Source organism: Bordetella ansorpii (genome assembly GCF_900078315.1).
Classification (GTDB): domain Bacteria; phylum Pseudomonadota; class Gammaproteobacteria; order Burkholderiales; family Burkholderiaceae_B; genus Bordetella; species Bordetella ansorpii.
The window spans coordinates 1,446,157-1,459,722 of record NZ_FKBS01000014.1 but is presented as its reverse complement, the minus strand read 5'-3'; the positions used below and the strand labels follow the sequence as shown (position 1 = coordinate 1,459,722).

The following is a 13,566-nucleotide window of genomic DNA, read 5'->3' as shown; positions in this document are numbered from 1 at the left end:
GCGCAATGTGTAATACATTGTGAAATGCCGATTGCCCGCGGTTCTTGTCACTGTTACATTTCCGGCCATGAATACTCAAAACACCACCCCCATCCGCAAGATCCTCGTCGTTGACGATGACCCCCGTCTTCGCGATCTGCTGCGGCGCTACCTGTCTGAACAAGGGTTCAACGTGTTCGTCGCCGAGGATGCCAAGGAAATGGGCAAGCTCTGGCAGCGCGAGCACTTCGACCTGCTCGTTCTCGACCTGATGCTTCCAGGCGAAGACGGCTTGTCGATCTGCCGTCGCCTGCGGGGCGGACACGACAATACGCCGATCATCATGCTGACCGCCAAGGCAGAAGAGATCGACCGTATCGTCGGCCTTGAGATGGGCGCGGACGATTACCTGTCCAAGCCGTTCAACCCGCGCGAACTGCTGGCGCGCATCAACGCCATCCTGCGCCGCCGCGGCACCGAGGAACACCCCGGCGCCCCCAGCCAGGAAAACGAGTCGATCGCCTTCGGCCCGTACGTGCTCAACCTGTCCACGCGCACCCTCACCCGCAACAGCGAGCAGGTGCCGATCACCACCGGCGAATTCTCGGTGCTGAAGGTGTTTGCCCGTCACCCCAAGATTCCCCTGTCGCGCGACAAGCTGATGGAACTTGCCCGCGGCCGCGAATACGAAGCCTTCGACCGCAGCCTGGACGTCCAGATTTCGCGCCTGCGCAAGCTGATCGAGCCGAACCCGTCCAAGCCGGTCTTCATCCAGACGGTCTGGGGCCTGGGCTACGTTTTCGTTCCGGATGGCGGAAGCTGATAAAACAGCCCGTACCACCGGGCAGGAGCGTGCTCCTGTGCCCCGCTTACGCAGAATTCTCCGCAACCTGACTTCACGTCTGCGCCTGGGTCTCTTCGGGCGCACGTTCCTTTTGCTGGCCGCGCTCATGCTGGTCAGCCTCGGGGCATGGTTGCAGGTCTTCTTCAGCATGGAGCTGGGACCGCGCGCCAACCAGATGGCCCAGCGGGTGATCACTGCCGTGAACATCACCCGGACGGCGCTCGTCTATTCCCATGCGGAAGAACGCAGCAAGCTGCTGCTGGACCTGGCGACCAACGAAGGCATCCAGGTCTATCCGCGTGAAGTCACCGATTTCACCGAAGGACTGCCCGACGACGACTACTGGCAGCGCGTGGCACAGCAGATCCGCGCCCGTTTCGGCGCGGATACCCAGATCGCATGGGGGGTCAATCAGGTACCCGGTTTCTGGGTCAGTTTCCAGATCAACCAGGATCTCTACTGGCTGGTGTTCGAACGCGAGCAGATCGGGCTGACCGGGGGCATAGAGTGGCTGGGCTGGGGCGCGACCGCGCTGCTGCTGTCGCTGGTGGGCGCCGCGGTCAGCGTGGGCTTCGTCAATCGGCCGCTGTCACGGCTGGCGCGCGCGGCCCAGGTGCTGTCGCGCGGAGAGACCCCGGCATCGCTGCCCGAACAGGGGCCGCTGGAGATCCGCGATCTCAATGCCTCGTTCAACCGCATGTCGAAAGACCTTCGCCAGGCCGAGGCCGACCGGGAACTGATGCTGGCGGGCATCTCGCACGACCTGCGCACGCCGCTGGCGCGCATGCGCCTGGAAATCGAGATGAGCGGCGTGTCGGAAGACGCCCGCCAGGCCATCGACGACGACCTGGCCCAGATCGACCACAGTATCGGCCAGTTGATGGAATACGCCCGCCCGGCGGGCACCCTGCCCCAGTTGGCCACCGACATCTCCCTGGTGCTGCACGAGTTGTTCGAACGCGAACGCAGCCATACCGCGTCGCTGGGCGGCGAGCTCGAGGCCAACATCGAACCGGGCCTGCGCGCGCGCATCACCGCGCTGGACCTGAAACGCATCGTCGGCAACCTGATCGAAAACGCGCGCCGCTATGGCCGTTCCACCGATGGGCTGGCCCACCTGGTCATGACCGTGCAATCCGAGGGCAGTACCGTGGCCATCGAAGTCTGCGACCGCGGTCCCGGCATCGCCCCCGAGGAAGTCGAACGCCTCCTGCGTCCCTTCTCGCGCGGCGAAGCGGCCCGCACCGGCGTCAGCGGCGCGGGCCTGGGCCTGGCCATTGTCGAACGCCTGCTCAAGCACGTCGGCGGATCGCTGAAAATGCAGCCGCGGTCCGGCGGCGGACTGACGGCACGCATAGAGCTGCCCAAAGCCAAATTTAGAAATTATCAATTAGACATCGATAATCAATAGCGTAAAATTAGGTGTCTCGGCTCCACGCGAGCCCCTTTCCACCCAACACCTAATGGGAGCACACATGAAAACTGTTGGCGATAAACTCGAGTCCTTCAAGGTCACCGGCGTCAAGCCCGGCTTCAACCAGCACGAAGAAAACGGCGTCTCGGCCTTCGAAGACATCACCGAAAGCTCGTTCCCCGGCAAGTGGAAGGTCATCTACTTCTACCCGAAGGACTTCACCTTCGTGTGCCCGACCGAAATCGTCGGCTTCAACAAGCTGGCCAAGGATTTCGAAGACCGCGACGCCGTCCTGCTGGGCGGTTCGTCGGACAACGAATTCGTCAAGCTGGCATGGCGCCGTGAGCACCCGGACCTCAACAAGCTGGGTCACTACCAATTCGGCGACACCACCGGCTCGCTGATCGATCAGCTGGGCGTGCGTGAAAAGGGCGCTGGCGTGGCGCTGCGCGCCACCTTCATCGTCGATCCGGACAACACGATCCAGCACGTGTCGGTGAACAACCTGAACGTCGGCCGTAACCCCGAGGAAGTCCTGCGTCTGCTGGACGGCCTGCAAACCGACGAACTGTGCCCGTGCAACCGTACGGTTGGCGGCGACACGCTGTAAACAGTACGCTGGCCCGGTTCGTCCGGGCTTTTCTTGCTCCAGAATATAGGTAAAAACTATGGAATTCCTCTCTACCATCAAGGAACAACTGCCGGATTGGGCGAAGGACATCCGCCTGAATCTGGATTCCGTCATCGCCCGCTCCACGCTGGCGCCGGAAGACGCGCTGGGCGCGGCCCTGGCCGCCGCCTTCGCGGCGCGTAGCCCGTTCCTGGTCGACGCCTTCAAGGGCGCACTGTCCGAGACCGATGCCAACGCCGCGCTGACCGCCGCGACGCTGATGGGCATGAACAACGTCTGGTACCCGTACGTCGAGATGTCGGGCGACGCCCAACTGAAGACGCTGCCGGCCCAGTTGCGCATGAACGCCTACGCCACCCACGGCGGCGTGGACAAGAAGCGCTTCGAACTGTTCGCCCTGGTGGCGTCGATCATCGGCAAGTGCCACTTCTGCATCCAGTCGCACTTCGAGAACCTGCGCAAGGACGGCTTCAGCTCCGAGCAACTGCGTGACGCCGGCCGCATCGCGGCGGTGATCAACGCCGCGGCCCAGGCGCTGGCGGCGCAAGGCAAGTAAGTTCGGCAAGCCCCCTTCCGCTACGGGGCGGGGCCTCGATCCCCGCGGCATGGACACGTGCCGCGGGGATTTTCATTGTCGCCACGTCGGTTACGCCTCTCAGCGGCACAGGAAAAGGCCGCCCGCCAGTGCCAGGGTCAGGTCGGGATCCAACCATGCCCGGAAGACCTGGGCCAGGGCCACGGCGCCCACGACGGCCGCCATGCCGCGCCATACAAGCGCCGCCAGACGCGGGCGCAGGCGCCTCATGACGCCTGCCCAGCAGGAATGCCCTGCCCCACGGGCCGGTCGTCGATGGGCCAATGCACCCAGGCAGCCAACAGCCCGACGGCGATCGACACGATCCACATCGGGTCGTAGGACCGGTAGGCGTCGTAGACGAGTCCGCCCAGCCACACGCCGAGAAAGCCGCCGACCTGGTGCCCGAGAAATACCAGGCCGAACAACGTACCGATGTAGCGTACGCCGAAGATGCGCGACAGCACCCCGCTGGTCAATGGGACGGTGCCCAACCAGAGAAAGCCCATGACCGCCGAGAACGCATAGGCGCTCCAGGCCGTGACGGGAAGCGCCATGAAGACCGCGATGGCCAACGCCCGCACGACATATAGCGCGCAGAGCACCTGCCGGGGCGGCCATCTGCCCCCCAGCTTGGCAAAGGCGTAATTGCCGAAGATGTTGGCCAGTGCGATGACCGCCAGCGTGGCCCCGGCCTGCCCCGCGCTGAGGCCGTGCTCGGACAGGTATGCCGGCATGTGCGTGGCGATGAAGGCGAGCTGGAAACCACAAGCGGTGAATCCCAGGGTCAACAGCCAGAAGCCCCGATGGCGCAGGGCCTGGCGGATCGCGGGCATCATGGACGCCTGACCGCCCGAAGCGGCCGCGGCCTGCATGCAGGCGGAAGGCCGGTCTCTCAGGAACATCGACAGCGGCGCCAACACGAGCATGCCCACGCCCAGCACGAGCGCGGCGCGCTGCCACGGCATGGCGCCCAGCAGTTCCTGGGCGAACGGCACCATGCAGAACTGCCCCAGTCCGCCCAGCGCGCCCACGACGGCCAGCGCCCAGGTTCGCATATCGCCGGGAAAAATGCGGCTCAGCGCGCCATAGACCGTGCCGAACGCCGTGCCCGACAACGCCACGCCCACCAGCAGACCGTTGGTAAGCATGAAACTTCCCGGGGTGGCGGCCTGTGCCATCAGCATCAGGCCGGCGGCGTACGCCAACAGACCGGACACCAGCACTTTCACCGAACCATATCGATCCGCCAGCAGGCCCGAGAAAGGCTGCGCCAGCCCCCAGACGAGATTTTGCACGGCGAGCGCGAAGCCGAAGGCCTCGCGCGACCAGCCCTGACTGAGCACCACGGGCGCCAGAAACAGTCCCTGGACGTGGCGCACGCCGAGCGCGGCCCCCATGATGGCCCCGGCGGCGATGACGATAAGCCAGCGATGGCGCAGCGGGTCGGACAATGGCGGCATGGCGATTCGCTTTCCTGGTCGGGACGGAAGGACCGAGCTCCGACAGGCACCGGATGGTGTGCGGTCTCGCGGCAGGTCCGGCATGGCGGACGGTATGCCGCAGTCTGCTCGCCGCCCTCAGGACAATCAAGAAATTGTCCTAGATACAGGATGCCTCGCCGTGCGCCGTGCCGCGGCTCAGTCCGCCGTCCACACGGCCAGTTCGTAGCCGTCCGGATCGATGAAGTGGAAACGGCGGCCGCCGGGGAAGGAAAACACCGGGCGGCTGATCGTGGCGCCCATGGCCTCGAGGCTGTTCTGGGTCGAGGCCAGGTCGTCGGCATAGAGAATGACCAGCGGGCCGCCCGGCTTGACGGGTTCGCCGGTCGTGAAGCCGCCGGTCAGCCGGCCATCGGTGAATTCGGTATAGGCCGGGCCATGGTCGGTGAACGTCCAGCCGAACACGTTGCCGTAGAAGGTCTTGCTGCGTGCAATGTCACCGACGTTGAACTCGATGTTGTCGATCTGGCGATCCTGCCCTCGCGTACCCATGCGTCCTCCTCGCTGAGATTGATCCGATCTTCGATTACATCACGCATGCCGCGGCCTCCCGGATACGGCGGCGTAGAATGACGCTTTTCCCCCGCCCAGCCTCTCGATGCCTCCGCTCTCCGACGTCCGCCCCATCGGCATCTACGACTCGGGCGCGGGTGGGTTGAGCACCCTGCGCGACATCCGCCGCGCCCTGCCGGACGAGCCGCTGGTCTATGTGGCCGATTCGGCCCATCTGCCCTACGGCGAAAAATCCCAGGAATTTCTCGAACGGCGCGCGCTGGCCATCGCGGACTACTTCGTCTCGCGCCAGGTCCGCGCCATTGCCGTCGCCTGCAACACGGCCACCGCGGCGGCCATCGGCACGATACGGGCGCACCATCCCGATCTGGTCGTCGTGGGCATCGAGCCCGCCATCAAGCCCGCGGCGCAACTCAGCCGATCAGGCGTGATCGGCGTCTTCGCCACCCACGGCACGCTGGCCAGCCCGCGCTTCGCCGCGCTGGCGCAACGGGCGGCCGCGGGCGTCCGGGTCGTGCTGCGGCCCTGCCCCGACTGGGTGATGCTGGTGGAAAACGGACAGCTTGACGGCGATGCCGCGCGCGCCGCCGTGGATATGGCGGCGACCGCGCTGCTGGACGCAGGCGCGGACGTGCTGGTGCTGGGCTGCACGCATTTTCCTTTCCTGCTGCCGCTGCTGCGGGAACGCGTCGGCCCCGACCTGCCCATCATCGAGCCGGGCCCGGCGCTGGCCCGGCAACTGGCGTACCGGCTGCGCACCGAGGCCCCCGGGCTGATGGCGCCGGCAGGATATGCGGGCGGCTGCGAATTGCTGACCAGCGGCGACGCCCGGCGTCTGGGCGAGCAGGCGATGCGGTTGCTGCAGTGGGCTCTGCCTGCCGAACGACTGCCGGCCACCTGGCGCTGATTCGCCAGGAAAGCTGGGCGATCAGGCCGGCTCGATACGCCCCAGCAGCACCACCGTCGTCGCCGCGATCCCTTCCTTGCGGCCCAGGAATCCCAGGCTTTCGTTGGTCTTGGCCTTGATGTTGACGTCGCCCTCGCTCAGGCCCAGGTCGGCGGCGATGTTGCGCACCATGGCGGTGGCGTGCGGGCCGATCTTGGGCGCCTGGGCATGAATGGTGGCATCCACGTTGACGGGTTGCCAGCCGGCCCGGCGCACCTTTTCGGCGGCCGCGCGCAGCAGCACGCGGCTGTCCGCGCCCCGGTACTGCGGATCGGTATCGGGGAAGTGGCGGCCGATGTCGCCCAGGCCCGCGCCGCCCAGCAACGCGTCGGTGATGGCGTGCAGCAGCGCGTCGGCGTCGGAATGGCCCAACAGGCCATGGGTGTGCGGGATGGTGACGCCGCCCAGGATCAGCGGGCGGCCTTCCACCAGGGCGTGCACGTCGAAACCCTGGCCGACACGGAAGGGAATGCTCATCGATATTTCTCCTGTCGCTGCGCGACATCCTGCCCGGACAAGACGGCGCTTGCCTCGGGCGACCCACCTGGAATGCCGAAGACCGGGTCAGCACGCCGGCAGGCGCCACGCCCTGTTTCGGACCGGCCGCGAGCGGATCTGCTCACAGCCATCGTTCCATCAATTCGAAATCGTCCGGCCATGTGACCTTGAAGTTGCGGGCCTCGCCGATGACCAGGCACGGCGCATGGCCGGCTGCCTCGATCGCCGAGGCTTCGTCCGTCACGGCCAGGCCGCCCCGCGCGGCGGCGGCCAGGCACTGGCCCAGCAGGCCGGTGCGGAACATCTGCGGCGTCTGGGCCAGCCACAGGCCCTGCCGGTCCACCGTGCGGACCACACGAGGGGCATCCGGCGCAGCGGAACCCGCCTTCACGGTATCGGCCACGGGCAGCGCCAGCAGGCCGCCGACCGGATCGGCCAGGCAGGCGTCGATCAGGCGGGCCAGCGCGGCCGGGGTCAGGCCCGGACGGGCCGCGTCGTGCACCAGCACCCAGTCGTGCTCGCCCGCGCCGCTGTCGGCCAGGGCATTGGCCACGGTGTCGGCACGGGTGGCGCCGCCACAAGGACGCCATATGGTGCGCGGCAGGCCTCGCAGCGCTTCTTCGACCCAGCCGTCGCCGGCCGACACGGCCACGCGGACCTGGGCGATGCGTTCGTCGGCCAGCAACGCCTGCACGGCGCGCCGCAGCATGGGCTGGCCGTCCAGCAGGCGATATTGCTTGGGAAGAGCCTGGGCGCCGGGCTGGCTGGCGCGGGCGCCCACGCCCGCGGCGGGCACGATGGCGATAAGAGTGTCGGACATGGTGCCGGGATTTTATAATCTTCGACCTGATGTCCGATTCCTATTCCTCCTCCGCGGCGTCCCAGGGCTTGCCCGCCACCGCCGCCACGCTTCCCGCCCTCAAACCCGGCGCTCGGTACGCGCAACCGCGGCCGCCCGGCTCGGCCGACGGCTGGCTGCTGGCCGACCTGGCCAGGCAGGCCGGCCGGCCGCTGGTGGTCTTCACCGCGGATCCCCTCGAGGCCCAGCGCCTGGCCGAGGAGATCCCGCTGTACGCCCCGCAGTTGCGCGTGCGCCAGTTGCCCGACTGGGAAACCCTGCCGTACGACGCGTTCTCGCCGCACCAGGACCTGATCTCGCAACGCCTGCACACGCTGCACGCGCTGATGCAGCGGGAAGTCGACGTGCTGACCGTGCCGGTCACCACCGCGCTGTACCGCGTGGCGCCGCCGGCCTTCCTGGCGGCCTATACGTTCTCGTTCCGCCAGAAAGACAAGCTGGACGAGGCGGCCCTGCGTGCCCAGCTCACGCTGGCCAACTACACGCACGTCACCCAGGTCACCGCGCCGGGCGAGTTCTGCATCCGCGGCGGCCTGATCGACCTGTTCCCGATGGGATCGGTGCTGCCTTACCGGTTGGACCTGTTCGACAACGAGATCGAATCCATCCGCAGCTTCGACGTGGACACCCAGCGCAGCCTGTACCCGGTGCGCGACGTGCAACTGCTGCCGGGCCGCGAATTCCCGATGGACGAGGAATCGCGCAACCGCTTCCGCGCGCGCTTTCGCGAAGTGTTCGAGGGCGATCCCTCGCGCGCCACGCCGTACCGCGACATCGGCAACGGCATCGCCTTCGCCGGCGTCGAATACTACCTGCCGCTGTTCTTCGACCAGACGGCCACGCTGTTCGACTACCTGGCCCCGGGCACCGTCACCGTCACGCTGGGCGACATCGACGATGCCGTCACGCGCTTCGGCCAGGACACGGCCAGCCGCTACAACTTCCTGAAGAGCGACCGCGAGCGGCCCGTGCTGCCACCCGAGGCCCTGTTCCTCGACAAGGAAGGCCTGTTCGGGCATTTCCGCGATTTCCCGCGCCTGGTGCTGGGCGGCGAACACAGCCATCCCGATTTCGCCGCGGCGCCGGATGTCAGCATCTCGCGCCGGGCCGATGACCCGGTGATGCGCCTGCGCGCCCTGCTGGCGCGCGCCGATACGCGCGTGCTGCTGTGCGCCGACTCGGCCGGCCGCCGCGAGACGCTGGTGCAGATGCTGGCCGAACATGGCATCGTCCCCGACGTGCAGGCCGACTCGATACAGGCCTTCCTGGATACGGACGCGCCCTTCGGCCTGGCGGTGGCGCCGCTGTCCGCCGGCTTCCTCATTCCCGGCGCCGGCCTGGCCTTCCTGACCGAAAACGACCTCTATCCCGGCCATACCGCCTCGCGCCGCGGCCGCCGTGCGCAGGAACGCACCAGCAACGTCGAAGCCATGGTGCGCGACCTGGCCGAGCTGCGCGCGGGCGATCCGGTGGTGCACGCCCAGCACGGCATCGGGCGCTATCACGGCCTGGTCAACATGGACATGGGCGAAGGCGAGATGGAGTTCCTGCATCTCGAGTACGCCAACGGCAGCACGCTGTACGTGCCGGTCTCGCAACTGCACGTGATCGCCCGCTACAGCGGCGCCGATCCCGAAGCCGCGCCGCTGCACCAGTTGGGCTCGGGCCAATGGGACAAGGCGCGCCGCAAGGCGGCCAGGCAGGTGCGCGACACCGCGGCCGAGCTGCTGGCGCTGTACGCGCAGCGCGCCGCGCGCGAGGGTTTTTCGTTCAAGCTGCCGCTGGGCGACTACGAGGCCTTCGCCGAAGGCTTCGGCTTCGAGGAAACGCCGGACCAGTCCGCCGCCATCCAGGCCGTCATCATGGACATGACCTCGGGCCGGCCCATGGACCGCCTGGTGTGCGGCGACGTGGGCTTCGGCAAGACCGAGGTGGCGCTGCGCGCCGCCTTCCTGGCCATCGCCAACGGCAAGCAGGTCGCCCTGCTGTGCCCCACCACGCTGCTGGCCGAACAGCACGCGCAGACGTTCGCCGACCGCTTCGCCGACTGGCCGGTGCGCGTGGTGGAACTGTCGCGCTTCCGTTCCGCCAAGGAAGTGGCCACGGCCGTCGAGGGCATCAACGACGGCCGCGTCGACATCGTCATCGGCACGCACAAGATCCTGTCCAAGGACGTGCAGTTCAAGCGTCTGGGCCTGGTCATCATCGACGAGGAACACCGTTTCGGCGTGCGCCAGAAAGAGGCGCTGAAATCGCTGCGCGCCGAGGTCGACGTGCTGACCCTGACCGCCACGCCCATCCCGCGCACCCTGGGCATGTCGCTGGAAGGCATCCGCGACTTCTCCGTCATCGCCACCGCGCCGCAGAAGCGCCTGGCGATCAAGACCTTCGTGCGGCGCGAGGACGGCAGCACCATCCGCGAGGCCCTGCTGCGCGAATTGAAGCGCGGCGGCCAGGCGTATTTCCTGCACAACGAAGTCGAGACCATCCACAACCGCCGCGCCCGCCTGGAAGAACTGGTGCCCGAGGCGCGCGTGGGCGTGGCGCACGGCCAGATGCCCGAGCGCGAACTCGAACAGGTGATGAAGGGGTTCTATCAGCAGCGCTTCAACGTGCTGCTGTGCACGACCATCATCGAGACCGGCATCGACGTGCCCTCGGCCAACACCATCGTCATCCATCGCGCCGACCGCTTCGGCCTGGCCCAGCTGCATCAGTTGCGCGGCCGGGTCGGGCGTTCGCATCACCAGGCCTATGCCTATCTGCTGACGCCAGGCGAGGACGCCATCACGGCCAACGCCAAGAAGCGCCTGGAAGCCATCCAGGCGATGGAAGAACTGGGCTCGGGCTTCTACCTGGCGATGCACGACCTGGAGATCCGCGGCACGGGCGAGATCCTGGGCGACTCGCAGTCCGGCAACATCCAGGAAGTGGGCTTCTCGATGTACAACGAGATGCTGAACGAGGCGGTGCGCGCGCTGAAGAACGGGGAAGAGCCTGACCTGGACGCACCGTTCAACCTGGCGTGCGAGGTGAATCTGCACGCGCCGGCCCTGCTGCCCAACGACTATTGCGCGGACGTGCACGGACGGCTGGCGATCTACAAGCGCCTGTCGCATGCGCAGGACGAGGACGACCTGATCCAGATCCAGGAAGAGTTGATCGACCGTTTCGGCAAGCTGCCCGAGGCCGCGCAGACGCTGCTGGCGACGCATCGCCTGCGTTTGGCGGCGCAACCATTGGGTATCGTGAAGATCGACGTCAGCGAGTCCCAGGCCTTGCTGCAGTTCGGGCCGAAGACCACGGTCGAGCCAGTGCGCATGGTGGAACTGGTGCAGAAGCACAAGCACATCCGGTTCTCGGGGCAGGATCGCCTGCGGGCGGAGATCAAGGCGGCCCAGGTCAAGGAGCGGGTGGATGCGGTGCGAGGGATACTGCGGGCGTTGCGGTGAATCGGCTGCCCCGCTTCACCAGCCGAGCACACGGGTGTGCAGGAAGGACGCTGCAACGGCCACGATGGCGGAGCCGCCCACGGCAAGCACCAACTGCTTGAATCCGCCTCGCAAGTCGCCCCGGACCATCGTCACGAGCGCCATTATCGATGCAATGATCACGCACGCAGCAAGCATCATGAGACTGTCGCTGGACCACCTGATCTGCATGAGCCAACCGAAATAAAGCACATACCTGCCAGTGCCCGCACGAGAGATACGGGCCCGCAGGGATCCTGCATTTGCCTGGCGCCACTTGTCTCGTACACGCTCGAGCAGCGCATCCATCGTCGGCGCGACCGCGGCGGTGGCCAAGACGCTGCCCGGTGATGCCTCCTTGACCGCTGTTGCTTGCGCCAGGCACTTATTGATCGAGGCAAGCACTTCTTCAAACAAGCGTGCCGACTCGACGCGCGCAAAGAATCTGAACGTTTTCTGGCTGATTCGCGTTCCGTCCCGGCACGCAAAGCTCAGATCGAGCCAATGGGTGTAGGTGGTGCGCGTTTCGGTTTCATTGACCGGAATGAATTCTGCAGGCCTGTGCACGTACACGGTATCGCCCGTAGAAGTGAACCCCACATCCGTGCTGGGGGGGACGACATGAGTCCTCTGTACATTGAAGGTTTCAGTGTGGGAGTTTCCGCCGGACCAGCTCCCCAAGGGGAGGATCAAAGCCGGGGCATTTTGAAAACTTCCTAGCTGTACCGGTATCTCCTCCCGGATTTTCTTGCTTCCGCCTGTCGTCAGATAGGCGCAATCGTCTCCAGGCCGATAGGAGAGTTTCAGGTACGCATCTCCGAAGCTGGCGCTGCGATACGAAATCAGATCGCTCCGGCATACCACCAAAGGCCGCCAGAACCGCCTGCGCACGAAAACGAACGACGAGCCGATCACCATGATCAGTATCCCGACCGGCGAGATGTCCGTGAAGGAAAGGGCCAGGCAGATCACGCCCAATATCAGATACGGCTTGGGGCTATCGAGTTTTTTCATTTGGCTAGGGTTTTCTGTGAGAAGGCCGGTCGGTGCGAGGGCGCCGGCACGCCACTTTGGGACGAGAGCCGCCAACGCGCCAAGCTCTTGACACCCTCTAGGCGTCAGATCGGAAAAGGTTTCAAGCGCCCGATTTCCGCCCCCTCCCCCAGGCCAACGGGGCGAATATTAGAGCCCGCCCGCGCAAAGCTCGACCTGTCAGTTCTTACAGGGTACGCAGGAAATTCGCCCAAAACCGTGAGACCTTTTCCCATACTGTGCCTACAACGCTCGATCGGATTCGAAATGTGCAATCCGGCCGACACCCTGCAAATGCTTTGGAAAAGGATGAACGATGCGCGATGCGATGCCGCATGAGAATGCCCCAGCCAACGCCTGGTCCGCCCACGACTCGGCGACGAAGACGGCTTTTCACGATGCCATTGCCCCTGGCCCGCGCCCGGGCCGCCGGGCGCTGCTTGCCGCGCTGGGCGGCGCCGCGCTGGCCAGTGCGTTTCCGGGCCGCCTGCTGGCGGCCGGCACCTCGCGCGCCGAGCAGGACAAGATGCGGGCCTATTTCGAGACCCGCCTGCCCAACACCCTGCGTCAGGGCGACGTGCTGCAGAAGACGCGCTACGGCGGCATCTGGGCGGTGCGCAATCCTCAGGCCCTGCCACGCTATTTCGACGAAAAAGTCGAGTGGTTCATCAACATGCCGAATCCGGTCGGCCTGCAGGGTTTGCCGCACACGATGAAGCAGGCATTCATCGAAGCGCGCAAACAGGCCATGGTCCGCGAGATCGACGTGTCGCAATGGCCATTGATCCCCGGCAAGACCCGCCCGCTGGCGGTGGTGTACGGCGCCTGGGACTGCCCCTACTCGCGCCGGATGGAGGCCGATTTCCGCAAGGCAGGCATCAGCTATTACCTGGTCCCGGGCGGCTTGAGCGAACAATCTTTCGCGTTGGCCCAGTCGCTGTACGCCCACCCGGAGTTCGCGCGCATCTGGCATGAACTGATCACCACGGGCCAGACCCGCGAACGCGGCCCGGGCGACAGGAAATACCCCCTGGACGACGCCACGGACTTCGCCTTCCTCTTCATGATGCATGGCAAACCCACTCCTCGAACGCCGCTGGTCGTGTTCGCGGATGGCGAGCTGCGGGAAGGCTGGGACAGCGCCGATGGCATGAGAGTAGCCAATCAGCGCCTGTCCCAGAAACGCTTCTTTCCGAACGCCTGAGCCTGCTGGATAGTGCGCGGCCGCGCCGCGCCCTTCATTCATGTAAGGCAAGCCCGACCGCATCTCGATGCGACCCACGCAAGACGACAGGGACGCCGAC

General features: G+C 66.1%; 13 protein-coding genes. 7 read left to right on the top strand and 6 right to left on the bottom strand.

What is annotated here, in order from left to right; all coding sequences use genetic code 11:
- The first annotated feature begins 67 nt into the window (after nucleotides 1-67).
- The 4 genes from risA (at nucleotide 68) to A7W11_RS14365 (ending at nucleotide 3,424) form a co-directional block, all read left to right on the top strand.
- A complete protein-coding gene (gene risA, locus A7W11_RS14380; protein ID WP_066132672.1) occupies nucleotides 68-802 on the top strand; it encodes a response regulator transcription factor RisA in 735 nt (244 codons plus the stop codon).
- 37 nt (nucleotides 803-839) lie between these two features.
- Entirely contained in the window at nucleotides 840-2,234 is a 1,395-nt protein-coding gene (gene risS / locus A7W11_RS14375) for a sensor histidine kinase RisS (RefSeq protein ID WP_066413482.1), read from the top strand.
- A 64-nt stretch (nucleotides 2,235-2,298) separates the two neighbouring features.
- On the top strand, nucleotides 2,299-2,847 hold the full coding sequence (locus A7W11_RS14370; protein WP_066413479.1) for a peroxiredoxin: 549 nt from the start codon (nucleotides 2,299-2,301) through the stop codon (nucleotides 2,845-2,847).
- Between the two features lie 58 nt (nucleotides 2,848-2,905).
- Nucleotides 2,906-3,424: a carboxymuconolactone decarboxylase family protein gene (locus A7W11_RS14365; RefSeq protein ID WP_066413476.1), complete on the top strand. Its 519-nt coding sequence runs from the start codon at nucleotides 2,906-2,908 to the stop codon at nucleotides 3,422-3,424.
- A gap of 99 nt (nucleotides 3,425-3,523) precedes the next feature.
- Here the strand turns inward: A7W11_RS14365 and A7W11_RS28015 are convergent, their stop codons facing one another.
- The 3 genes from A7W11_RS28015 to A7W11_RS14355 all read right to left on the bottom strand — a co-directional run bounded on the left by A7W11_RS28015 (nucleotide 3,524) and on the right by A7W11_RS14355 (nucleotide 5,436).
- On the bottom strand, nucleotides 3,524-3,673 hold the full coding sequence (locus tag A7W11_RS28015) for a hypothetical protein (protein WP_156523075.1): 150 nt from the start codon (nucleotides 3,671-3,673) through the stop codon (nucleotides 3,524-3,526).
- Nucleotides 3,670-4,905: an MFS transporter gene (locus A7W11_RS14360; RefSeq protein WP_066413473.1), complete on the bottom strand. Its 1,236-nt coding sequence runs from the start codon at nucleotides 4,903-4,905 to the stop codon at nucleotides 3,670-3,672. Before A7W11_RS14360 ends, A7W11_RS28015 begins: the two co-directional genes overlap by 4 nt.
- A gap of 177 nt (nucleotides 4,906-5,082) precedes the next feature.
- Nucleotides 5,083-5,436, bottom strand: a complete 354-nt coding sequence (locus A7W11_RS14355; protein WP_066413470.1) for a VOC family protein — start codon at nucleotides 5,434-5,436, stop codon at nucleotides 5,083-5,085.
- Between the two features lie 106 nt (nucleotides 5,437-5,542).
- Between A7W11_RS14355 and murI the strand changes: the two genes are divergently transcribed.
- Nucleotides 5,543-6,364 (top strand): glutamate racemase, encoded by an 822-nt coding sequence (murI, locus tag A7W11_RS14350; protein ID WP_066413467.1) that lies wholly within the window; start codon nucleotides 5,543-5,545, stop codon nucleotides 6,362-6,364.
- A gap of 21 nt (nucleotides 6,365-6,385) precedes the next feature.
- Here the strand turns inward: murI and ispF are convergent, their stop codons facing one another.
- A complete protein-coding gene (gene ispF, locus A7W11_RS14345; protein WP_066413465.1) occupies nucleotides 6,386-6,880 on the bottom strand; it encodes a 2-C-methyl-D-erythritol 2,4-cyclodiphosphate synthase in 495 nt (164 codons plus the stop codon).
- 142 nt (nucleotides 6,881-7,022) lie between these two features.
- On the bottom strand, nucleotides 7,023-7,721 hold the full coding sequence (gene ispD, locus A7W11_RS14340; RefSeq protein WP_066413462.1) for a 2-C-methyl-D-erythritol 4-phosphate cytidylyltransferase: 699 nt from the start codon (nucleotides 7,719-7,721) through the stop codon (nucleotides 7,023-7,025).
- Nucleotides 7,722-7,750: 29 nt separating this feature from the next.
- On the opposite strand from ispD, the gene mfd reads away from it, so the two are divergent.
- The gene (gene mfd, locus A7W11_RS14335; protein ID WP_066413452.1) at nucleotides 7,751-11,212 is read left to right on the top strand and encodes a transcription-repair coupling factor; all 3,462 of its coding nucleotides are present in this window, start codon (nucleotides 7,751-7,753) and stop codon (nucleotides 11,210-11,212) included.
- Between the two features lie 15 nt (nucleotides 11,213-11,227).
- Here mfd and A7W11_RS14330 read toward each other — a convergent pair whose 3' ends face one another.
- On the bottom strand, nucleotides 11,228-12,244 hold the full coding sequence (locus A7W11_RS14330; protein WP_066413449.1) for a hypothetical protein: 1,017 nt from the start codon (nucleotides 12,242-12,244) through the stop codon (nucleotides 11,228-11,230).
- A gap of 334 nt (nucleotides 12,245-12,578) precedes the next feature.
- On the opposite strand from A7W11_RS14330, the gene A7W11_RS14325 reads away from it, so the two are divergent.
- Nucleotides 12,579-13,466 carry a thioredoxin domain-containing protein gene (locus A7W11_RS14325; protein WP_066413441.1) on the top strand — a complete coding sequence of 296 codons (888 nt, stop codon included), beginning with the start codon at nucleotides 12,579-12,581 and terminating at the stop codon, nucleotides 13,464-13,466.
- Nucleotides 13,467-13,566: the final 100 nt, after the last annotated feature.